The organism is Anaerostipes amylophilus, assembly GCF_025567365.1.
In the GTDB taxonomy this organism is placed as follows: Bacteria; Bacillota; Clostridia; order Lachnospirales; family Lachnospiraceae; genus Anaerostipes; species Anaerostipes amylophilus.
This window is the reverse complement of record NZ_JAOQJG010000004.1, coordinates 240,508-264,647: the sequence shown is the minus strand read 5'-3', so window position 1 is coordinate 264,647 and position 24,140 is coordinate 240,508. Positions and strand designations below refer to the sequence as shown.

16 protein-coding genes are annotated in these 24,140 nt (G+C 37.5%); all 16 read right to left on the bottom strand.

The genetic code is table 11. From position 1 onward, the window contains the following. Positions 1 to 8 precede the first annotated feature (8 nt). Complete coding sequence (pgsA, locus tag OCV53_RS07730) at positions 9 to 551, bottom strand: CDP-diacylglycerol--glycerol-3-phosphate 3-phosphatidyltransferase (RefSeq protein WP_022374608.1); 543 nt, start codon at positions 549 to 551, stop codon at positions 9 to 11. Further along, on the bottom strand, positions 535 to 1,881 hold the full coding sequence (gene rimO, locus OCV53_RS07725; RefSeq protein WP_055197496.1) for a 30S ribosomal protein S12 methylthiotransferase RimO: 1,347 nt from the start codon (positions 1,879 to 1,881) through the stop codon (positions 535 to 537). Before rimO ends, pgsA begins: the two co-directional genes overlap by 17 nt. Before the next feature lie 5 nt (positions 1,882 to 1,886). After that, positions 1,887 to 2,732 (bottom strand): bifunctional methylenetetrahydrofolate dehydrogenase/methenyltetrahydrofolate cyclohydrolase FolD, encoded by an 846-nt coding sequence (gene folD / locus OCV53_RS07720; RefSeq protein WP_055197494.1) that lies wholly within the window; start codon positions 2,730 to 2,732, stop codon positions 1,887 to 1,889. A gap of 67 nt (positions 2,733 to 2,799) precedes the next feature. Continuing rightward, complete coding sequence (locus OCV53_RS07715) at positions 2,800 to 4,473, bottom strand: formate--tetrahydrofolate ligase (RefSeq protein WP_055197537.1); 1,674 nt, start codon at positions 4,471 to 4,473, stop codon at positions 2,800 to 2,802. A gap of 13 nt (positions 4,474 to 4,486) precedes the next feature. Further along, on the bottom strand, positions 4,487 to 6,871 hold the full coding sequence (locus OCV53_RS07710) for an FtsK/SpoIIIE family DNA translocase (protein ID WP_055197535.1): 2,385 nt from the start codon (positions 6,869 to 6,871) through the stop codon (positions 4,487 to 4,489). Between the two features lie 150 nt (positions 6,872 to 7,021). After that, positions 7,022 to 8,509 carry a 4Fe-4S dicluster domain-containing protein gene (locus OCV53_RS07705; protein ID WP_022374613.1) on the bottom strand — a complete coding sequence of 496 codons (1,488 nt, stop codon included), beginning with the start codon at positions 8,507 to 8,509 and terminating at the stop codon, positions 7,022 to 7,024. A 122-nt stretch (positions 8,510 to 8,631) separates the two neighbouring features. Continuing rightward, entirely contained in the window at positions 8,632 to 9,282 is a 651-nt protein-coding gene (locus OCV53_RS07700) for a ClpP family protease (protein WP_055197492.1), read from the bottom strand. Between the two features lie 93 nt (positions 9,283 to 9,375). After that, entirely contained in the window at positions 9,376 to 12,843 is a 3,468-nt protein-coding gene (locus tag OCV53_RS07695; RefSeq protein WP_055197490.1) for a pyruvate carboxylase, read from the bottom strand. 135 nt (positions 12,844 to 12,978) lie between these two features. Next, the gene (locus OCV53_RS07690) at positions 12,979 to 14,877 is read right to left on the bottom strand and encodes a bifunctional 4-hydroxy-3-methylbut-2-enyl diphosphate reductase/30S ribosomal protein S1 (protein WP_055197488.1); all 1,899 of its coding nucleotides are present in this window, start codon (positions 14,875 to 14,877) and stop codon (positions 12,979 to 12,981) included. A gap of 41 nt (positions 14,878 to 14,918) precedes the next feature. Then, positions 14,919 to 15,581, bottom strand: a complete 663-nt coding sequence (gene cmk / locus OCV53_RS07685) for a (d)CMP kinase (RefSeq protein WP_022374266.1) — start codon at positions 15,579 to 15,581, stop codon at positions 14,919 to 14,921. Between the two features lie 32 nt (positions 15,582 to 15,613). Next, positions 15,614 to 16,831 (bottom strand): BaiN/RdsA family NAD(P)/FAD-dependent oxidoreductase, encoded by a 1,218-nt coding sequence (locus OCV53_RS07680; protein ID WP_055197486.1) that lies wholly within the window; start codon positions 16,829 to 16,831, stop codon positions 15,614 to 15,616. Positions 16,832 to 16,852: 21 nt separating this feature from the next. Continuing rightward, a complete protein-coding gene (locus OCV53_RS07675; protein ID WP_055197484.1) occupies positions 16,853 to 17,881 on the bottom strand; it encodes a Gfo/Idh/MocA family protein in 1,029 nt (342 codons plus the stop codon). Positions 17,882 to 17,943: 62 nt separating this feature from the next. After that, the gene (gene queA / locus OCV53_RS07670) at positions 17,944 to 18,972 is read right to left on the bottom strand and encodes a tRNA preQ1(34) S-adenosylmethionine ribosyltransferase-isomerase QueA (protein WP_055197482.1); all 1,029 of its coding nucleotides are present in this window, start codon (positions 18,970 to 18,972) and stop codon (positions 17,944 to 17,946) included. A 91-nt stretch (positions 18,973 to 19,063) separates the two neighbouring features. Continuing rightward, on the bottom strand, positions 19,064 to 20,401 hold the full coding sequence (locus OCV53_RS07665; RefSeq protein WP_055197479.1) for an MATE family efflux transporter: 1,338 nt from the start codon (positions 20,399 to 20,401) through the stop codon (positions 19,064 to 19,066). A gap of 212 nt (positions 20,402 to 20,613) precedes the next feature. Then, positions 20,614 to 21,750: a C40 family peptidase gene (locus OCV53_RS07660; protein WP_055197477.1), complete on the bottom strand. Its 1,137-nt coding sequence runs from the start codon at positions 21,748 to 21,750 to the stop codon at positions 20,614 to 20,616. A gap of 288 nt (positions 21,751 to 22,038) precedes the next feature. Next, a complete protein-coding gene (locus OCV53_RS07655) occupies positions 22,039 to 24,129 on the bottom strand; it encodes a PTS sugar transporter subunit IIABC (protein WP_055197476.1) in 2,091 nt (696 codons plus the stop codon). Between the last annotated feature and the right edge of the window lie 11 nt (positions 24,130 to 24,140).

Here is a 24,140-nt window from a genome sequence, read left to right as displayed (position 1 = left end):
TTCTGGATTTAGTTCCCTTCAGATAAGACCTGTTTATTCTTCACTAAATAATCAACTAAAGAAATAATTGTTAAAGCTGTCGCAATCACGATCAATACATTCTCGATCATAACAGCTGTGCTTGTTCCAAGGTCAATGATCAGCATGATGATCATAAACATCTGGAAGTTTGTCTTAAATTTTCCCCAGTAGCTGGCTGCAATAACGATTCCATTGTCAGAGGCAATCAAACGAAATCCACTGATAATAAATTCTCTTGCAATAATGATGATTGCTACAATGGATGATAAACGATGCATTCCAACTAATGCGATCATAGCTGAACTAACTAATAATTTGTCCGCCAATGGATCCATAAATTTTCCAAAGTTTGTTACCAGATTATATTTTCTGGCAATATGTCCATCTAAAAAATCTGTAAGACTTGCTAGAATAAATACAATAACTGCGATCCATTTGCTACAATTCCCTGCATAATCTGTAAGCAAGAAAAATAAGAATACCGGAATCATAAGTGTTCTTAAAATTGTTAACCTATTTGGTAAATTCATAATCTACTTCTCCTATCACATCATATTCTCTACCCTGGGTAATTTTAACATAAACAAAGTCTCCTGTCATCAGTTCTTCTGGAGAATTTATAAAAACGCATCCATCTACCTTTGGTGCATCCATATAAGAACGTCCAACATAGATGTCATCTTCAAATAAATATCCCTCAACCATAACTTTGATCGTTTTACCAACTAATTGCTGAGTGTGTTCATAGGAGATTTCCTGCTGAAGGCTCATCAGTTCATCTCTTCGTGCTTCTTTAACTTCTTCATCAATCTGATCCTCAAATGTCGCTGCCAGTGTGTCTTCTTCTGGTGAATAAGTAAAGACTCCTAAACGGTCAAATTTACATTCTTCCACAAAATTCATTAATCCTTCATGATCTTCTTCGCTCTCTCCCGGGAATCCTGTGATCAATGTTGTACGGATCGTGATATCAGGAATTTCTTGACGAAGTTTCTTGATCACTGCGACCAGATCTTCTCTTGATGTTCTTCTTCCCATTCTCTGTAAGATACGGTTCTCGCTATGCTGAATCGGCATATCAATATAATTGCAGACTTTTTCTTCTGTCTTGATTGCCTCGATCAACTCATCTGTGATTTCTTCCGGATAACAGTATAACAGACGAATCCATTCGATTCCTTCAATCTTGCAAAGTTCATGAAGTAATAATGGAAGCTGTTTTTCTCCTGTTAGGTCTTTTCCATAAAGTGTTGTTTCCTGAGCTACCAGAACTAATTCTTTCACTCCTTCGGATGCAAGGCGTTTTGCTTCATTTAATAATTCTTCCATTGGAACACTTCTGAAATGTCCACGAATCTTTGGAATGATACAATAGCTGCAACGTTTATCACATCCTTCAGCAATCTTTAAATATGCCATATGATTTCCTGTTGTTACAACACGTTCTACTTCTGAGTTGTCTGGAAGGTAATCAATACTTTCGTAATGTTCAAAATGTTCTCCAGCATTCTCTGCCAGTGCCATATTAACTGCTTCCACAATAGAATCATAACTTGTTGTTCCAAGAACAGCATCAATCTCTGGAATCTCTTTTAAAATCTCATCTTTGTAACGTTCTGCAAGACATCCTGTCACAACTAACGCTTTTAAGTTCTGTTCTTTATATTGTGCCATCTCTAAGATCGTATTGATACTTTCTTCTTTAGCATCATGGATGAAACAGCAAGTATTGATTACAATTACATCTGCCTGTGTTTCATCATCTGTTAAAGTGTAGCCATTCTTGGTCAAAAGTCCAAGCATCACTTCACTATCTACTAAGTTTTTATCACATCCAAGCGAAATAAATAATATTTTCATTTCTCTTACTCTCCAAACAGTTTCTTAGATTCTACGCAGTTTTTCATTAACATTGCAATCGTCATTGGCCCAACTCCACCTGGAACTGGTGTGATCGCTGTTGTCTTTGGTGCAACTTTATCATAATCTACATCACCACAAAGTTTGTTATTTTCATTTCTGTGGATTCCAACATCGATAACAACTGCCCCGTCTTTTACATAAGAATCATCAATAAATTTCGGTTTACCAATTGCTACAACTAAGATATCTGCGCGTTTGCAGACCTCTTTTAAATCTTTCGTATGAGAATGGCAGATTGTGACCGTTCCGTTCTCACGTAATAATAACATTGCCATAGGCTTTCCTACGATGTTACTTCTTCCGACTACCACACATTCTTTTCCATCAATTTCAACACCAGATCGTTTTAATAACTGAATTACTCCGGCTGGTGTACATGGTAAGAATCCTTTTTCTCCGATCACCATATTTCCAACACTGACTGGGTGGAATCCATCAACGTCTTTCTTAGGATCGATTGCTAACAACACTTCATCTTCATCTAAATGTTTTGGAAGTGGAAGTTGTACTAAAATTCCATTGATCTTAGGATCTTTGTTGCATTTGTCAACGATCGCCATTAATTCTTCCTGTGTTGTCTCTTCTGGAAGTTCATAGCTTACAGATTCGATTCCTACATATTCGCAGGCACGTTTTTTGTTACGTACATAAACGCTTGATGCAGGATCTGCTCCTACCTGGATTACGGCAAGAGCAATATCTTTTCCTTCTGCTTTTAGCTGTGCTACTTCTTCTTTTACTTCATCTTTGATTTCCTGAGAAATCTTCTTTCCATCAATAATCTGCATTGTATTTCCTCGTCATTTCTTTTAAGCTTTTAAGTATTGTGTTTTATATATTTTTTCTCTTATGGTTTTAGAATAATCCTGTGATAACTCCATCGTCATTCACATCAATTCCTTCTGCTGCTGGTTTCTTTGGAAGTCCTGGCATTGTCATGACATCTCCTGTTAAGGCTACTAAGAATCCTGCACCCGCATTGACATAAATCTCACGGATCGTGATATCAAATCCTTCTGGACGTCCAAGTTTCTTAGGATCATCAGATAAAGAATACTGGTTCTTTGCCATACAGATTGGAAGATGTCCATATCCAAGTTCAGTAAGTCTCTTCTTCTGACGTGCTGCAGCTGCTGTGTATACAACTTTGTCTGCACCATAGATCTTTGTTGCGATTGTCTCAATCTTTTCTTCAATTGTTGTATCTTCGTATGTATATAATGGTTTGTAGTGGCTTTCTTTATTCTCTAATGTACGGAGAATTGCTTTCGCAAGTTCGATTCCACCTTCTCCACCTTTTTCCCATACCTGAGATAACGCAAAATCACAATCTCTTTCTTCGCAGAAATTCTTGATAAATGTAAGTTCTGCTTCTGTATCTGTTGCAAACTGGTTTAATGTTACAACAACAGGGACTCCAAATAATTTTAAGTTCTCAATATGTTTCTCAAGGTTTACGATACCTTTGCTTAATGCGTCAATATTCTCCTCTGCAAGGTTATCTTTTGCAACTCCACCATTGTATTTTAAAGCACGTACAGTTGCTACTAATACGACTGCATCTGGATGAAGATCTGCCATCTGACATTTGATATCCATGAATTTTTCTGCTCCAAGGTCAGCTCCAAATCCTGCTTCTGTGATCGTGATATCAGATAATTTTAATGCTAATTTTGTAGCCTGTACACTGTTACATCCATGTGCGATATTCGCAAATGGCCCACCATGTACAAAAGCTGGTGTATGTTCTAATGTCTGGATCATATTTGGTTTTAAGGCATCTTTTAACAATGCTGCCATTGCTCCAACTGCATTTAAATCTTTGGCTGTGACTGGTTCACAATCCATATTGTATGCAACAATGATCTTTCCTAAACGTTCTTTTAAATCTGCCATGTCATTTGCAAGACAAAGAATTGCCATGATCTCAGATGCTACTGTGATCACAAAATGATCTTCACGAACAACTCCATCTACACGGCGTCCAAGTCCGATGACTGTATTTCTTAATGCACGGTCGTTCATATCGATACATCTCTTCCATACAACATCTCTTGTATCGATATTTAACTTGTTCCCCTGCTGGATATGGTTATCAAGCATTGCTGCTAATAAGTTGTTCGCAGATGTGATCGCATGGAAATCTCCTGTAAAATGAAGGTTTAAATCTTCCATTGGTACAACCTGGGCATATCCACCACCTGCTGCTCCACCTTTGATACCAAAACAAGGTCCAAGAGATGGCTCACGAAGGGCACAGATTGTTTTCTTTCCAAGTTTATTTAATGCCTGAGATACCCCAACACTTGTTGTTGTCTTTCCTTCTCCTGCTGGAGTTGGGTTGATTGCTGTTACAAGAACAAGTTTTCCATCTTCATTATCCTTTACTTCATCCATAAAATGAGAATCAAATTTAGCCTTGTATTTGCCATATAATTCAAGGTCATCTTCTTTGATCCCAATATTTGCTGCAACTTCTTTGATTGGTAATAATGTAGCTTCCTGTGCGATTTCAATGTCTGTTTTCATAATGGTTTCCTTTCTATAGATAATCTTCTTTGTATTGTTCAAATTGTTCTTCACTCATAAGAACTTTCCTTGGCTTGGTTCCTTCTTCTTCTCCGACGATTCCCGCTTCGCATAACTGATCCATCAGTCTTGCTGCCCGGTTAAAGCCGATCTTGAAAACTCTTTGAAGGCTTGCGATCGAAGCCTTGTCTTTATCAATAATAAATTTGGCTGCATCCTCAAAATATTCATCCCTCTCCTGCGATGTCGCTGCTTTCACTGCAGCTGTCTGAATCTTTTCCTGAATATCTGCACCATAGTTGTCTTCTACGTTGTTCTCTTCTTTTAAAAATTCTACAACCTTGCCGACTTCTTCATCACTGATAAATGCACCTTGCACACGGATTGGTTTCTGATATCCGGATGGGTAAAATAACATATCACCCTTTCCTAATAACTTTTCAGCACCATTCATATCAATGATAGTTCTTGAATCAACTCCCGATGATACCGAAAATGCGATTCTTGAAGGTACATTTGCCTTAATAAGTCCTGTGATAACGTTAACAGAAGGTCTCTGTGTTGCAATGACCAGATGGATTCCTGCGGCTCTGGCAAGCTGTGACAAACGCACGATTGCATCTTCTACTTCCCCTGGTGCAACCATCATAAGGTCTGCAAGCTCGTCTACGATAATTACGATCTGTGGAAGTTTCTTAAAATCTTCGCCTTCCATACCATTCTTAATCGATTCCTCTACCTTCTCATTGTAACCTGTTAAGTTTCTTACATTAACTTCTGCAAACTTCTTATATCTCTCTCCCATCTCCATCACAGCCCAGTTTAATGCACTCGATGCTTGCTTTGGATCAGTAACGACTGGAATCAATAAATGTGGAATTCCTTGATATGCACTTAATTCTACAACCTTTGGATCGATCATAATCAGTTTCACTTCTTCTGGAGTTGCTTTGTATAAAATACTCATGATCAAAGTATTGATACAAACCGACTTACCAGAACCTGTCGCTCCCGCGATCAATAAATGAGGCATCTTAGCAATATCTGACACGATTACCTGCCCTGCAAGGTTCTTTCCTACCGCAAATGCTATCTTTGATCTTGCCTGTGCAAATTCCTGATTCTCGATCAGGTCTCTGAACATGACCATCTGGTTTGTCTTATTCGGAACCTCGATTCCGATTGCCGACTTTCCAGGAATCGGTGCTTCAATTCTTATATCAGCTGCTGCAAGGTTTAATTTGATATCATCTGCAAGATTAACGATCTTGCTCACTTTCACACCCTGTTCCGGATGTAATTCAAACTGTGTAACCGATGGTCCACAGCTAATATTGGTAATTGTAACATGAACTCCGAAATCTTCCAATGTTTTTTGTAGTTTTTGTGCTGTCTGCCGTAGTTCTTCTTTATTATTATTCGATGTTTTCTTCCCTTTTTCTAATAGAGATACTGGTGGAAACTTATAATCTCCTTCTCTCGTCCGAACTTGCGGAAGAATCTCTACTGGCTTGATCCTTGTTTCTTTGTCTTTATTCACCAATGATCTCTTTGATGCTTTTGGCTGTACTGGTTCCATTGGTTCTATTGATCGTTCTTCAACTTCTGGAGCTGGTTGTACGATCAAATCATCAAAATCTTTTTGCATCTGAACTGACGCTCTTGGTTCTTCCTCCATCACAGGCATCGGTGAAGCTTCTGATGGTTTGGGTCTTCCTAATCTAAGATCTGGAATATTCAAAGAACGTTTCTTCTTCAGTTCTGATCCTTTCGATTCTTTTTTCCCCTTGACTCGTTGTTTTTTCACTGCTGTTCTTTCTTCATCTTCTTCGATCATAAAGAAATCCACGGCCTTTTTAAGAAAACTAAGGAGTGAGCGTTCCGTTACAAGGATCACTGAAATGATAGATACCAACATTACGACTAAAACACTTCCTGCTCCACCAAGTTCCTTATAAAGAAATGAACCGATCAATGCTCCTATAAATCCTCCACCACGATGCGTTCTTCCACTAAATAAAAATGCCGAATAGGCATCTTTTACTTCAAATACCATTTGAAAAATTGTAGAAATCATGCACAATAGTAAAATCGTAAAGCAAACTTTCTTTATCGCAAGGCTACTATAATCATTTGAAATTAGAAGGATCACTAATAAAAACGCTACAATCGGAACAATATAATATGTTGTTCCAAATGCCCCGAAGAAAAATGTACTAATACTATTTCCTATATATCCACATATCCCAAAATTGCTTAAAAATAAAAAAATGAAAAGAGCAAAAACAACTAATACTGCAATCTCTTTGTAAAATGGTGCAAAATCTTTTTGTCTTTTGCGTGTTCGTTTCTTTGCTGCAGAGGACGTCTTTCTCTTTCTCGTTTTCTTTGCTGCCATAGAAATTGTTACCTCTCTTGCTGTATACACTTTGTATACATAATCTGCGTATTTTCTTATTTTACAATTAAATATCAAAATACGCAAGTCCAACCATAGAAAAAGGAAAATGTATTCCTCTTCCATACATTTTCCTTTTTCTTTTCACATTTAATATTGTGCTGTTTCTGGTGGGACAAAGCTTTCCGCTTCTTTCACAAATTTCTTCACTTGAATTCCTGCTTTTACAACTGGAATATTTGTACCTGCTCCTGCTACACATCCACCCGGACATCCCATTCCTTCGATCAAATAGCCATTTTTCTTTCCTGCCTTTGCTTGTAAAAGCATTTTTTTGCATTCTGCAAGTCCTTCTACATGATCAATCTTTACTTCTGTTCCAGGATAATATTCATCAATACATGCTTTGATCGCTCCGGCAACTCCACTTGCAACTGCATATCCACGTCCTGCTCCAAATGCATCATTTAATTCTTCTTCTTTATCATACGTATTAAAATCAATTTCTTTAGCATCAAACATTCCTGCCAACTCTTCAAATGTGATTACAAAGTCAACCTCACTTCGAACAGTTCGTCTTGATGCTTCGAGTTTCTTTGCAACACATGGTCCTACGAAAACAATTTTAGCATTCGGTGATGCGATTCTTGCCGCTCTTGCTGTTGCAACCATCGGAGTTAATGCATTTGAAATCTCATCGATCACCTCTGGGAAATACTTCTTTCCGAGCATAGACCATGATGGACAACACGATGTCAATAAGAATGGTAATTTCCCTGTTACCACACTATGAACATAATGTTTCGCCTCTTCCAATGCTCCTGCATCCGCACCAACCGCAACTTCCCATACATCTGCAAATCCAATATCAAGAAGTGCTGCTTTAATTTTATTTGGCGTCGCTTTTGGGCCAAATTGCCCGACAAATGCTGGAGCTAAGATTGCAATTACTTCCGAACCTTCATTCATTGCCTTGATCAACTGATAAATCTGAGATTTATCTGCAATTGCCCCAAACGGACAATTTACCATACACATTCCACAGGAAACACATTTATCCGGATTAATCTTAGCCCTTCCTGCATAATCTGTTTCAATTGCTCCAACTCCACATGCATTTGCACAAGGACGTCTTCTTTCATAAATCGCACCATATGGACAAACTTTCTTGCATTGCCCACATTTAATGCATTTTTCCTGATCAATATAAGAGTATCCTTCTTTAAAACTAATAGCTTTCTTCGGACAGACTTCCATACATGGATGTGCCATACATCCCTGACACTGTTCACCTACAATAAATGCTTTTTCTTTACATTCGTTACAAGCAGATGGAATGACCTGAAGAAGTGGCGGTTCATAATATTTTTCTGAAATATTACTTTCATCAATTCCTTTGGTGATTCTTGTTGGCTTATCCGCTGGATTTAAAGACATTCCCATTGCAAGCCTCAATCTTTCTCCTACGATCGCTCGTTCTCGATATATACTGTCTCGATATTTTGCAACTTCCCCTGGTACGATCTCATATGGAAGATCTTCAAGATCCTGTAAATTTTTTTGTTCATAACCAAATTTTGCAATCTCTTTGAAAATTCTTCTTCTGACATTCCGAACCGGTGTCTCTATTCCTCTCATGATGTTTCCTCCTTTTATGATGTTTCGACATGGTTTGTGTTTTTTTTAACATACTTGTTATTCTTATCATACACCAAAACAGGAATATCATAAAGCTATTATCTGTTTTTTATTCAAATTTTCTATTTATTTTTAGATTGATTTATTTTTTCAATCAATTTGTCTGTCGCTTCTTTCATCCCACCCATTTCATCGATCAGACCTTCCTGCACTGCTTTTTCTCCTGAAAGGATCGTACCAACGTCTTTTACCTGCTGTCCGATGTGAAGCATCAATTCTTCCACTCTTTCCTTTCTCATCTTACAATGATCACTAATAAATGTAGTAATGCGATCCTGAATCTTTTCAATATTACGATAACTTTGAATCACTCCGATAAACGTCCCAGAACTTCTCACTGGATGAATCATCATTGTTGCACTTTTTACAATAAATGAATGATCTGCAGCTACAGCAAGTGGTACTCCAATCGAATGGCTTCCTCCAAGAACAAGCGATACGGTTGGTTTCCCAAGCGATGCAATAAGCTCTGCGATCGCAAGTCCACATTCTACATCTCCGCCAATCGTATTGATCAAGATCAAAATTCCTTTAATACTTTGATCCTGCTCTGCCTTTGCAAGAAGTGGAATCATATGTTCATATTTCGTTGTTTTTGCATTCTGTGCAGATAGCTGATGACCTTCAATTTCACCAACGATCGTCATGATCAAAATTCCATTTTCCTGTAACTGTCCAAATTGTTCTATTTCTTTTGTTTCATTATCTTTCATACTAAATTTTACCTTTCCATATTATATTTCTATATAAAAAAAGAAGGAAGTGTCTTCTTACTTCCTTCTTTAGTATGAAATCTAATTTAATTTCTATTCATCAATCTCAAAAGAAATTAACAGATCTTCTTGATTTACCTGTTCTCCTTCTTTGACATAGATCTTATCAACCTTACCATTAACTGTAGAAACAACTGTTGTCTCCATCTTCATGGCTTCGACTGTCATCAGTGGCATGTTCACTGTAACTTCATCACCTTCATTGACAAGAACTTTACCAACTGTTCCTGGAATTGTTGATCCAAGATGTGCTGGATTTGATTTATCTGCCTTGACTCTTCCGTCTGTCTTAACCTCCAAGTTCTTATCAAGGACTTTGATCTCACGGATAGATCCATTAACTTCAAAATCTAACAGACGATATCCATCTTTATCTGGCTCTGTCATATCAATAAATTTGATGATCAGATCTTTTCCTTCATCTAATCTTAGGGTTGTTTCTTCACCTTTTCTTAATCCATAGAAGTATACATGACTTTCAAGTCCTGTTACATCGTTATAAGCCTCAAAATGTCTGCAATAATCTTCATATACTTTTGGATATAATGCATAACTTAATACTTTCTGGCTTAAAACATCTGGATCTTCCATATTATCCATATAAAAGTTTTCTTTTAATCCCTTTGCAATATAATCAAAATCTTCATCTGGTAATAAGCTTCCTGGACGTACACTGATCGGTTTCTTATCTTTCAATACGATCTTCTGTAATTCTTCTGGGAATCCACCTTCTGGCTGTCCGATCATACCTTCAAAATATTCTACTACAGAATCTGGATAAGATAAATCTTTACCAGCTTCTAGGATATTATCTTTTGTTAATCCATTCTTGAACATAAAGATTGCAAAGTCTCCAACCACTTTAGATGATGGTGTTACTTTGACGATATTTCCAAGTAAATGGTTTGCATCTCTATATAATCCTTTGATCTCTTCAAAGTCATCTGCTGCACCCATTTCTTTCACCTGAGCTAACAAGTTAGAATACTGTCCACCTGGAATCTCATATTTGTAGATCTCTGTGTTTGGTGCATCCATTCCGCTCTCAAACTGTTTGTAGATTGGACGGATTCTTGCATAGTACTGGCTTAATTCTGTTAATTCATCTGTATCAAGTCCTGTATCACGCTCTGTTCCTTTTAATGCTTCTACTAAAGAGTTCATACATGGATTACTTGTCATAGAACTCATAGAACCGATCGCACAATCAGCGATATCAAGTCCTGCTTCAGATGCCATCAGTAATGTACTGACACCATTTCCTGTAGAATCATGCGTATGCAGGTTGACTGGAATGTTTAATTCTTCTTTTAACGCACTTACCAGTTTCTTCGCTGCATATGGTTTTACAAGACCTGCCATATCCTTGATCGTAAAGATATGTACACCTAAACTTTCTAATTCTTTGGCTTTCTTTACATAATAGTCTAATGTATATTTTGTCTCGTTAGGATCTGTGATATCTCCTGTGTAACAGATCGTTCCTTCTACAATCTTACCTGTCTTTAATGCAGTTTCAATCGGCATTTTCATATTCTCAACCCAGTTTAAGCTGTCAAAGATACGGAATACATCAACACCTTTTTGAGATGCTTCATTGATGAATTTCTTAACAACATTATCTGGATAGTTACTATATCCCACAGCATTGGATGCACGAAGTAACATCTGGATCAGTGTATTTGGCATATGCTGTCTTAATAATTTTAATCTCTTCCATGGAGATTCTTTTAAGAAACGATAAGCTGTATCATAAGTAGCTCCACCCCAAGCCTCTACAGAGAATGCATTCTCCATAAATGCGTTTGTCGCATCAGAGGCTCCAACTAAGTCTTTTGTTCTCATACGTGTAGCCATTAAAGACTGCTGTGCATCACGCATGGTTGTATCTGTGATCAATAATCTCTTCTCATTTAACAGACTCTGTGTGAAGTCTTTTGCTCCCATCTCTAAGAACTTATCTCTGGAACCATATATCTTCTTCTCTGTGTCATATTTTGGAAGAGTTCTTGCCTCAAAATCTGGTTTATCAAGAACTGCTTTCTGTACATTAACCATTTTATTTCCTAAGAATTCAAGGATCTTTGTTGCTCTGTCCTGGCTCTCTGGAAGTAAGAATAATTCTGGTGTATCTTCAATAAATGTTGTATAGCATTTTCCTTCACGGAATGTCTCATGGTTTAATACGTTGATCAGGAATGGAATGTTTGTCTTAACTCCACGGATACGAATCTCTTTTAATACACGGATAGATTTATCAACTGCTCTTCCAAATGTACGATCATGAGAAATAGCTTTTACTAATAAGCTGTCATAGTATGGTGTGATCTCAGCTCCTGCATATGCGTTACCACCATCTAATCGAATTCCGTTACCAGCCCCAGAACGATATACTGTGATCTTACCTGTATCTGGCAGGAAATTATTCATTGGATCTTCAGTTGTGATACGTGTCTGAATAGAATATCCATTACATTTAACATCTTCCTGAGAACCAATTCCGATTTCTTCAGAATCTAAAGTATATCCTTCTGCCACAAGAATCTGTGTCTGTACGATATCAACACCTGTTACCATCTCTGTGATCGTATGCTCTACCTGTACACGAGGATTCATTTCAATAAAGTATGCATTATTATTTGCATCTACTAAGAACTCTAATGTTCCGGCATTAGAATATCCTACATGCTTTGCAAGACGAACAGAAGCTTCAAAAATCTGTTTTCTTACTTCATCTGGTACACTAAATGCTGGAGCATATTCTACAACCTTCTGGTGTCTTCTCTGTACAGAGCAATCACGGTCAAATAAATGAACCACATGTCCATACTGGTCACCAATGATCTGAACCTCGATATGTTTTGGACTCTCTAAGTATTTTTCAACGAAAATCTGATCGTCTCCAAATGCCTTCTTGGATTCATCCCTTGCTTCTGCATATTCTTTTGGCATCTCTTCTGCTGAGTGAACGATACGCATTCCACGCCCTCCACCACCATTAGAGGCCTTTAACATCACAGGATATCCAACCTGGTTCGCAATCTCAGTCACTTCTTCTAGTCCGTGAACCGCATGGTCTACACCAGGAATGATTGGCACATCAGCTTCAATTGCCATCTGTTTAGATGAAATCTTATCTCCCATTCTACGCATTAAGCTTGAAGATGGCCCGATAAATGTGATTCCATTCTTCTCACAGGCATCTACAAAATCTGGATTCTCTGATAAAAATCCATAACCTGGATGAATTGCATCTACGTTCTTTTCTTTTGCAATACGAATGATCGTATTGATATCAAGATATGCATCGATTGGTCCTTTGTCCGGATTTAGCTGATAAGATTCATCAGCTTTGGAACGGAATAAGGCATAACGATCTTCTTTTGAATAGATACCAACCGTTGTAATTCCAAGTTCATTCAAAGCTCGGAAAACTCGGATCGCAATCTCACCACGGTTTGCAACCAATACTTTTTTAAACTTCTTTAATTCCATGGTCATAACTCCTTTTCGAGGTTTATCTTTTTAAAAAAATGTATTTTTAAGAATGATTATATCGCAAAACGTCTTTTTTTACAATACTTGTATGAAAAAAGAATCCTGATTTATAAAAATCAGGATTCCTTGATAAAAATCTTATTCTTCTGTTTTTTCTTCTTCGTTAGCTAATGCTTTCATGCTTAAGCTGATCTTCTTATCATCTTTCTTGAAGTCAACTACTTTAGCTTCGATTTCCTGTCCAACGCTTAATACGTCAGATGGTTTGTCGATATGTTCTTTTGCAATCTGAGAAACGTGAAGAAGTGCATCGATTCCTGATTCTAATTCAACGAATGCTCCGAAATCTGTCATACGTGCAACTTTACCAGTTACAACACTTCCTACTTTGTATTTCTCTTCTGCTTTTAACCATGGATTTTCTTCTGGGAATTTTAAGCTTAATGCAATCTTTTCTCCCTGAATATCCTTGATCAGAACTGTTACTTTATCTCCAATATTGAAGACCTTCTTAGGGTTTTCAACACGTCCCCAAGACATTTCAGAAATATGAAGAAGTCCGTCTGCTCCACCTAAATCGATGAATGCACCGAAGTCTGTTACGTTCTTAACTACTCCTTCTACTTTCATTCCTGGTTCGATCTTCTCGAATAATTCTTTCTGTTTTTCTTTCTTAGCAGCTACTAATAACTGTTTACGATCTCCGATGACTCTTCTCTTACGAGGGTTGAACTCACTGATAACGAATTCGATTTCCTGTCCTTCGTATTTCTTTAAGTCTCTTTCGTAAGAATCAGAAACTAAGCTTGCTGGGATGAATACACGAGCTTCGTCGATCAGTACGCTTAATCCACCATCTAATACCTGAGCTACAGGTGCTTTTAAGACTTCTTTGTTCTCGTAAGCTTCTTCTAAACGTTTGTTTCCTTTTTCAGCTGCTAATCTCTTATAAGTAAGAAGAACCTGTCCTTCTCCATCATTCACTTTTAATACCTTAGTCTCCATAGTATCACCAACTTTAGCAACAGTTGTTAAATCTACGTTGGCTGAATCATTAGAGTATTCACTTCTTGTTAAGATACCATCTGCTTTGTATCCGATGTTTAAGATGATCTCATCTGGTTTCACATCGATAACTGTACCTTTCACTACCTCTCCGTTGTGAATTGTCACAAAACTTTCCTCTAATAATTCTTCAAAACTCTTTTCTGTCATGCTAGCATGAACCTCCTTGATAATTTTCTGTGGGGTTGAGGCCCCCGCTGTAATACCTACCTTACCAGTCGATTCAAAAAGTTTCAAATCCAGGTCTCTAAGTGTCTGCACAAAAAAGGTGTTCTCACACTCTTTCTTACTAATCTCATATAACTTCTGGCTGTTGGAGCTTTGCTTATCTCCGATCACAACCATTGCATCTACACCCTTAGCGATAGACTTTGCTTCCAGTTGACGCTCTTCCGTGGCATTACATATTGTATTACATACTCCTATATCATAACCCTTTTTATTCAGAATTTCAACTAAATCTTGAAATTTCTTGTAATTAAATGTCGTTTGTGATACAAGAGTGGTTGGCTTATTAAGATCAATTCCATCAAGCTGACTTGCTTCTGAGATGATATGTACTTCTCCAGTACACCATCCTTTAATTCCCTGAACTTCCGGATGCTGCTCACTTCCAACAATGATCACCTGATTGCCATCGTTGCCTGCTTTCTCTACAATCTTATGGATTTTTCTTACAAATGGACATGTCGCATCAACTAATTCTAATCCTTTTTTATAGATCAGATCATAGATCTCTCTTGCAACTCCATGAGAACGGATGATCACAGTTCCTTCTTCCAAAGCTTCTAATTCTTCTCTGGAATTGATCACTTCCACACCCTTTTTCTTCAGGTCATTGACAACCTCTGAATTGTGAATGATCGGTCCGTATGTGTATACATTTTTCTTCCCTGCTTCTTTGTAAACCGTATCAACCGCACGCTTCACCCCGAAACAAAATCCTGCTGTTTTGGCTAAAATAACTTCCATCTTTACCCTCACTGTTTGTAAATGAATCTTTGCAAACGCAATTATTTTACTTTCTCAAATTCCGCAACGATCGCATCGACAACTTCTTCGATCGTCATATCAGAAGAATCAACAAGCACTGCATCGTCTGCCTGTTTTAGGGGTGCGATCTCTCGTTCCATATCCTGACGGTCACGGATGATGATATCTTCTTCAATCTTATTAAAATCCGCTTTCACGCCTTTTTCTACTAACTCTTTGTAGCGACGCTCAGCTCTTACTTTGGATGATGCTGTTAAATAAATTTTCAAGTCTGCATCTGGCAGTACATTGGTTCCGATATCTCTCCCGTCCATTAAGATATTGGCTGTCTTGGCAAGATCTCTCTGAAGATCCAGAAGTGTTGCGCGAACCGTCTTATAAGCAGATGTTTTAGAAGCCATATTTCCAACTTCTTCGGTGCGTATCAGACCATTTACATTCTCCCCATTTAATAATACTTGCTGCACCCCATCTTCATAATTGATACTTACATGAATATCTGGGCACGCTTTATTGATTGCTTCTTCATTTTTTGGATCGATCTCGTGTCTGATAAAATAAAGTGCCATAGCACGATACATCGCCCCTGTGTCTACATAAATAAATTCTAGTTTCTTTGCAATTGTTTTTGCAATCGTGCTTTTCCCTGCTCCCGCTGGTCCGTCAATCGCAATACTGTACATTACCTTTTCCTCCTGATCTGCTTCTTGATATACTAATTCATTCCTGCAAGATAGCCTGTTGACCATGCGATCTGTAGATTAAATCCACCTGTAACCGCATCAAGATCTAAGACTTCTCCTGCAAAATATAATCCTTTGACTTTCTTTGATTCCATCGTTCCAGGATCTATTTCTTTCACATTAACTCCACCCTGTGTGATGATCGCTTCTTTAAATCCTCTGACTCCAGTGATCGTAAGTTCAAGACACTTTAATAAAGAAACCAAAGTTTCTCTTTCTTTCTTCGTGATCTCATTAACTTTCTTATGTTCTGGAATTCCTGATAATTCTACGATAACAGGAATCAGCTTTTTCGGCAAAAGATTATCCAAAGAATTTACAAAATCTTTATTAAGTGCCTTGTTGAAATCTTTTAATACTCTGTGATCTAATTGGTCTTTATTAAGTGCCGGTTTCAGGTCAATCATAAATTTTAATTCTTTTCCTTGATATTTTCCGATATAACTGCTGGCACTTAAAACAACCGGTCCACTAATTCCAAAATGCGTAAAAAGCATTTCTCCAAAATCTTCATAAATCTTTTTGCCATCTGCTGTCATCTTCACTGCGACATTTCTTAAGGACAATCCCATTAGCTGTTTGCAGAAATCTTCTTTAATCTCAAATGGCACAAGTGCCGGGGTAAGTTTTGTCACTTTATGCCCTGCTTTTCTTGCAAAATCATACCCATCACCCGTAGATCCTGTTGTCTGATAGGACATACCTCCTGTTGCAACAATGACTTTATCAGCCTTCACCGTGTCTCCAGATGCCAATCTAACTCCTGTTACAGTTCCGTCTTCACTCAGAATCTTTTTAACTGTTGTATTTAAATAAATATCAACATTCTCTTTTCTAAGCCCTCTCTGCAATGCTGCAATAACATCCGAAGAATGATCGGATACTGGAAATACTCGGTTTCCTCTTTCTACTTTGAGCGGGCATCCAAGCTCTTCTAACAATTCCATCATTGCATTATTCGTAAATGAATAGAAACCACTGTACAAAAACTCTTTATTCGTTACGACATGATCTAACAATTCTTCGACCTCACAGGCATTTGTCACATTACAGCGGCCTTTTCCTGTGATAAATATCTTCTTTCCTAATTTTTCATTTTTTTCGTATAAAGAAACATCGTTTCCACATTTTGCTGCCTGATATGCAGCCAGCATGCCAGCAGCACCGCCACCGATAATGATTACTTTCATAGGTTACTTCCTTCTATAATATTAAAACTCGATTCCAGCTTTCTTTCTTGCCGTCTCAAGTACTTTCACAACCGCAACAGTCTCATCCAAGAATTCCTTCGCTGTTTCATAATCTTTTTCATCGATCATTCTTGCAAAGTCCGTAAATTCCTGTGTCATACGGTGATGATGCTCTGGTGCTTTATATTCTTCTGTAATTGTTGCACGAACCATCGCTCCTGCTGCGTCTTTTACTTTCTCTTTAACATTTTCATCGACATAGATTGTCTTCAGTTCAGAAGCAATATTCGGTTTAGAATCTATCTTCATAAATCCTTTTTCGCCCTGAATGCTGACATATCCCGGACTGTCTGAATCCTTACTTCCAGTACAGACTGCGCTAAATCCATCATATTCCATCACAAGTGTTCCTGATGTATCGATTCCATTTGGTCCAACATTCGGATAATAAGTTGCATTCTTTGGTTCCCCGAACAATCCCACACAATAATGAACATTATATACATTGATATCATATAATGAACCGCCATAATACGCTGGATCAAAAGAGTGTGTGATATCTCCTTCTAAATATGCATCATAACGGCTTGAATACTGAGAATAATTGCACAGTGCCATACGAATATTTCCTAGTTTATTTAAGTTTTTCTTCATCTCATAGAACACTTCATTGTGAAGTACTGTAATTGCTTCAAAAATAAATAATTTCTTTTCATTTGCGATCTGTGCCAGTTCTTTGGTTTCCTCATAAAACCCAGTAAATGGTTTTTCAAGAATTACATTTTTTCCTGCTAATAATGCCTGTTTCGCATATGGATAATGGGCACTGTTGACCAAGCCAATGTAAACAGTATCAGCTTCTGTCTTTTTCAATAACTCTTCATAGTCTGTGTAGACTTCTTTGATCGCATACTGTTTTGCAAGTTTTTCTGCCTTATCCCTGCTGTGAGGTCTTGCAAAAACTGCCGTTCTCTCAATTGTTTTCACTGGTTCCATTGCAAATAATGCATCTTCGATGATCTTTCCTGTTCCAATCAGTGCGAGTTTCATAAAGGTTCCTCCATTTCGTATCTTTAAAATAATACCTCAATACATTTTATCATAAATTCTTCTTATGGATGAATAAACATAGCATCCCCAAATGAGAAGAATCTGTATCTTTCTTTAACTGCGATATTATAAGCATTTAAAATATGTTCTCTTCCAGCAAGAGCAGAAACTAACATTAATAATGTAGATTCTGGCAGATGAAAGTTTGTGATCAGTCCATCAATTACTTTAAATTTATATCCTGGATAGATAAAGATGTCTGTCCATCCGCTCTTAGCATGGAGTGTCCCATCTTCTTCTGCAACAGATTCCAATGTTCTTGTACTTGTTGTTCCGACAGAAATAACTCTTCCACCATTTTTCTTTGTCTCATTGATGAGTTTCGCATCATCTTCTTCGATTCTGTAAAATTCAGAATGCATATGATGATCTAAGACATCATCTACTTTGACAGGACGAAACGTACCAAGTCCTACATGAAGTGTCACATATGCGATATTGACTCCCATGTCTTTGATCTGCTGCAATAATTCTTTTGTAAAATGCAATCCCGCTGTTGGTGCTGCTGCTGAACCATCATATTTGGCATAAACTGTCTGGTAGCGATTCTTATCTTTTAACTGATGAGTAATATATGGTGGTAATGGCATCTGCCCAAGTTCATCTAACACTTCTTCAAAAATTCCCTCATATTCAAACTTCACCAAACGGTTTCCTTCATCAACAACATCAATAACTTCACCAACTAATTTCCCATCTCCAAAAGAGATTCTTGCTCCTGGACGTGCTTTCTTTCCTGGTTTTACAAGTGTTTCCCATACATTGTCCTGTTTTCTCTTAAGAAGCAGAACCTCAACTTTTCCACCTGTTTCTTCTTTAGCCCCGATCAGTCTTGCTGGAATTACTTTTGTATTATTTAACACAAGACAATCTCCTGGTTTTAAATAATTTACAATGTTATGGAAGATATCATGTCCGATCTCTCCTGTATTCTTATCTAATGTTAATAATCTGGAACTTGATCTGTCCTCAAGCGGATCCTGAGCGATCAGTTCTTCTGGTAAATCAAATGTAAAATCTGATACTTTCATCTTCTCTGTATCCCTTCTATCTATTTCTTCATTTTTCTAATATTCAAATACATTTCAGTATAACACGAACCACCATGATCCGCAACGCACATCAGATAACCTGATGTGCAAGCCACTTTCTATTTCTAAATCGTACTGTATAAATAATTGCACGAATCGTCCAGTCCGTAAACATTCCGATCCACACTGCGATTGGTCCCATATGGAACACTCTTGCAAGTACCATTGCAAGTACAACTCTGCAAAGCCACATACATAACATGGATGTCGTCATCGTAAACTTCACATCTCCTGCAGCTCTGAACCCATATGGTGGAATAAAAGCCATGATCCATACAATTGGTTTTACGATCGTAATGCATGTTACCATGAAGATGCAAAGTTTAGCACTCTCTGGCTCCATTCCTCCAAAATAAGTGATCGGATAAGTAAGTCCAAACATTAATAAACACGTAATGATCAACACTACTTCTGCTGCAATAGAAATCTTCTTTATATAATATACAGCCTCTTCCTTCTCTCCTGCACCAAGGCATTCTCCAACAACTGTCATCAAGCCGATTCCCATTCCAATCGACATGATTCCATTTAAGTTCTCGATGATATTCGTCATTCCCTGTGCTGCGATTGCCGCCGTTCCCATTAAAGATACTGTTGATTGAATTGCAAGTTTTCCAAACTGGAACATTCCATTTTCAATTCCTGATGGTACCCCGATATGTAAAATACGCTTGATTTCTTTCCATTCCGGACGAATCGAAAAATAATCTCTAAGCTGCACTTTCATATTTGGGCTTCTTAATTTATAAAGTACTGCGATCATTGCAAATGCTCTGGCGATCATTGTTGCTGCAGAAGATCCTGCTACTCCAAAATGGAAAATCCATACAAACACTAGATTCAATACGACATTAATTCCATTTGCAATAAATGAAATCTGCATTGGAAGTTTACTGTTCTCCTGTGCTCTTAAAATGCAGGCTCCGTCGTCGTACAATGCAATAAATGGATAGGACATTGCAGAAAAAAAGAAATACTTCTTTGCATTCTCCATGACTGCTGGTTCCACCTGACCAAAGATCACACCAAGAATCTGACTGCTGAATAAATGACATGCAATTGCAATGATCAGTGACATGGCGAATGTAATAAACACTAACTGTCTGGCTGCATTCGTTGCCCTCTCCTTTTTCTCACACCCAAGATAATGTGAACAAACAACCGTACCACCAGAAGCCAATGCAAAAAATGCCTGAACAACCAAAATATTGATGGAGTCCACTAAACTGACCGCTGAAATTGCTGCCGATCCTAAGTTACTGACCACAAGAGTATCTACCGTACCCATAAATGAATTTAAAAGCTGATCTACTGCCAATGGTAACATAAGAGCGATCAGCTTTTTGTTTGTGAAACGTCTTTCTTTCATGCTTTCTTTCTACATCTCTTTTCTGTCTTTATTTTCCTAACCAAAAATATACCTTTTTCATTTTATAAATCTGATGTTCTTCTGTCAATATCAGAACTTTAATTTTTTATTTTCATACCAAATATATCAAAAAAAGAACACAGAAGATCGATCCGACATGAATTGCTCTCCTGCGCTCTTTTCATATACAAACAATATTCGTAGTTCTTTTTCTATCCTATGATACGTCTCGCACAGATTGGTGTTCTGTAATTTACATTTGAAATCTTAATTCCACCTCTTGGATATGGTGCAGAATTACTTGCATGTACCACCTGACCACCACCGATATAAAGTGCCACATGATTGATACTTCCACCATCTCCGTAAAACACTAAATCCCCAGCTCTTAAGTTGCTTGTAGATACTGCTCTTCCATCCCCTGCCTGAGAACTGCTTGTACGGCTGATGCTGTATCCAAATTTTTCCATGATCTGCTGTGTAAATCCAGAGCAGTCAATTCCCCTTGTTAAACTGTTTCCTCCATAACGATATGGATTTCCAATAAACTGCTGGGCATAACTTGCGATTCTGCTTCCTGTTGCTGATGAACCACTGGATGATACTGATACGGAAGCTTTCTTTGCCGCCTGTACAGAACTTGCTTTTGTACTTCCTGATGTTGTGCTGCTGTTTGAAGTATTACTGCTTGATGTTGATGCAGACTCATTTCCGATTGTTGTTTGCGCTGCTTGTTTCTGTGCCTCTTTTGCCGCCTGTTCTGCCTGAATCTGTTTCATGGATTTTGCTTTTCCAAAAGAGTATGTTACTTTTGCATAATCTTTTGAGACATATCCTGTTTTACCATCAACTTTGACTTTTGCCCAATCACCGTTCTGCTTCTTAACTTTTAATTTGTCATCTTCAGATACCAATGTAACAATCTTTGAATCCGTAGATGCTTTCTTACGAACTCTTAATGTTTCCGTCTGAACTTTCGCCACCTTTTTCACATTTTGTTTCGCAAAGTTCTCAATCTCATCGCCAAATACAAGATACTGATTTTTTACGTATCCTGTAACATTTCCTGATCTTACTTTTGACCATTCAGATCCTTTCTTCAGCACAGTTGCAATGTTACCTTTTTTCATTTTTCCTACGATCTTTGCATTTATACTACCCTTTTTTCGGATATTTAATGTTGTTGTAGAATAAATATCTGCAACTGCTTTATTCGCATATTTACTTTCCGTTGCTGTATTTGTTTCTTTTGTTGTATCTTTCTCATCTGCTTTTATATTTCCTGTCGTCAACACACTCGCGGCAATCGTAAGCATCGCCATCGATAGTCTCATTTTCCTCGTTATCATAATGTCCCTCCTTTAAATGTTACAATTTTGTTAACTCGAGTATGTGTGTATTATAGCACTTATATATAGTATGTCAATACTTTTCATTATTATTTCGTAATATTATTGTAATATTTTATTGATTTTTGTAACATTATGTCGATTATATTGATTTAAAATTTTTTATTTCTACTATTTTTCGCATGCAAACAAAAAGAAGGGATGTTATTTATAATCTAATATCGATCATAAATAACATCCCTTCTTTTTAAGTTTAAGAATTGTATCTATATTTAATTTTATAGTTACCTATTTGTAGATAGTTAAAATTTCTTCCCCTACATTACACTCTCCAATATGATTTAATGCAATGCTTGCATATTCTTCATTATTACTTATAACGACTGGAGTTGTCATAACATATCCATCTGCTTTTATATCTTCTAAATCAAACTCACAGATAAGTTCTCCTTTTTTCACTTTCTGTCCAGCTTCTACCTTCATATAAAAACCTTTTCCATTTCGTTTGACGGTATCAAGGCCTAGATGAATGAGAACTTCTGCACCTTCCTTTGACTCCATAGCAAGTGCATGCTTGGTGCGGAATACAGCCGCAATAATGCCATCTACTGGTGCATATAATTTTCCTTCTTCTGGAACAACTGCAAATCCTTCTCCTAACATTCCTCCAGAAAATGCTTCATCTCCAACTTCTTCTAACTCGATCACTTTTCCTTTGATCGGACAGGCAATGCTTTCCTGTTTCGTTTCTTCCTCGGAATGTACATTTTCCTTTAGTAACTGTTTGATTTCTTTCTTTGCACGTCTAGTTCTTAAGTAATCTTCAAATTCTGATTTCAACACTGTTACATGTGGACCATAGATAATCTGAATACTGTTACCTCGTTTCAGAATTCCCCTTGATCCCGTTTCCCTGATCATAGCATCATCTACCAGACTTATATCCTTAAGTCCACACCGAAGTCTTGTAACACAACAGTCAATATCTCCAATATTCTTTTTGCCCCCAAGGCCAGCTGCAATTTTCGCTAATAATTCTTCTGAGAAATCTTCTCTGTATTCATATTCAGACTCCTCTTCGAATTCTATTGTTGTTTCTTCTTCTCTTCCCGGTGTCTTAATATCAAATTTCAGGATCAGAAAATGGAACAAAAAATAATATACGATAAAATAGATAATCCCAAGTGGAATTACCATCATCCAGTTTGTCTTTCCCTGTCCTTGCAAGATTCCAAAAAAGAACAGATCAATAAGGCCTCCTGAAAATGTTAATCCCACTGTAATTTTCAGTACATGCATCATCATATATGCAAATCCCGCAAAAATACAATGAATTGCATATAATCCAGGAGCGATAAACAGAAATGTAAATTCCAATGGTTCTGTAATTCCTGTAAGCATTGATGTTAATGCAGCAGAAATCATAAGCCCACCGACAACTTTTCTTTGTTCAGGTCTTGCACAACGATAAATTGCAAGTGCTGCTCCTGGCAGTCCAAAGATCATTAGTGGAAACTTTCCTGCCATAAATCTTGTCGCTTCTACATTAAAATGTGTGGTTGCAGGATCTGCCAACTGAGCAAAAAAGATATTCTGTGCTCCATCAACCATCTTCCCTGCCACTTCCATCGTTCCACCAAGTGATGTCTGCCAGAACGGAAGATAAAATACATGATGCAGTCCAAATGGAATCAATGCACGTTCCAGCACTCCGTAAATAAAAGTTCCAAAATATCCAGAGGCTTTCACAATTCCTCCGAGCGAATACATTAATCCCTGAATCGGCGGCCAGATAAAGAACATTAAAATTCCTACTCCAACATATACAATGGTACAAATGATCGGTACAGCTCTCGTCCCGCCAAAAAAAGACAAAACTTCTGGAAGTTTTATTTTATAAAGTCGATTATGCAGATATCCAACCCCAAGACCAACAATAATTCCACCAAATACACCTAACTGCAATGATGTAATTCCAAGAATCTGGTCAGTTGCTCCCGTATGCATCGTATAAGTATCACCATATAAAGACAACATGGATGAAATTGCTTCATGCATCACAAAAAAAGACAATACCCCGGATAATGCTGCTACAGCTTTCTCTGCCTTCGCCATTCCTATAGAAACTCCCATTGCAAATATTAGTGCAAGATTGTCAAAAATGATACTTCCACAATCGCCTCCCACTTTAAAAATTCCATACAAAACTGTCCCCGGACCCATGATCTTAATCAGATGGTACGTTCGAAGCATTGTTTCATTCGTAAATGATTGTCCAATTCCAAGTAAAAGTCCTGCGACCGGCAGAATGGCAATTGGAAGCATAAATGCACGTCCAACTCTCTGCAGAACATCAAATATTCTTCCTTCTTTTTTCATAAAAACTTCCT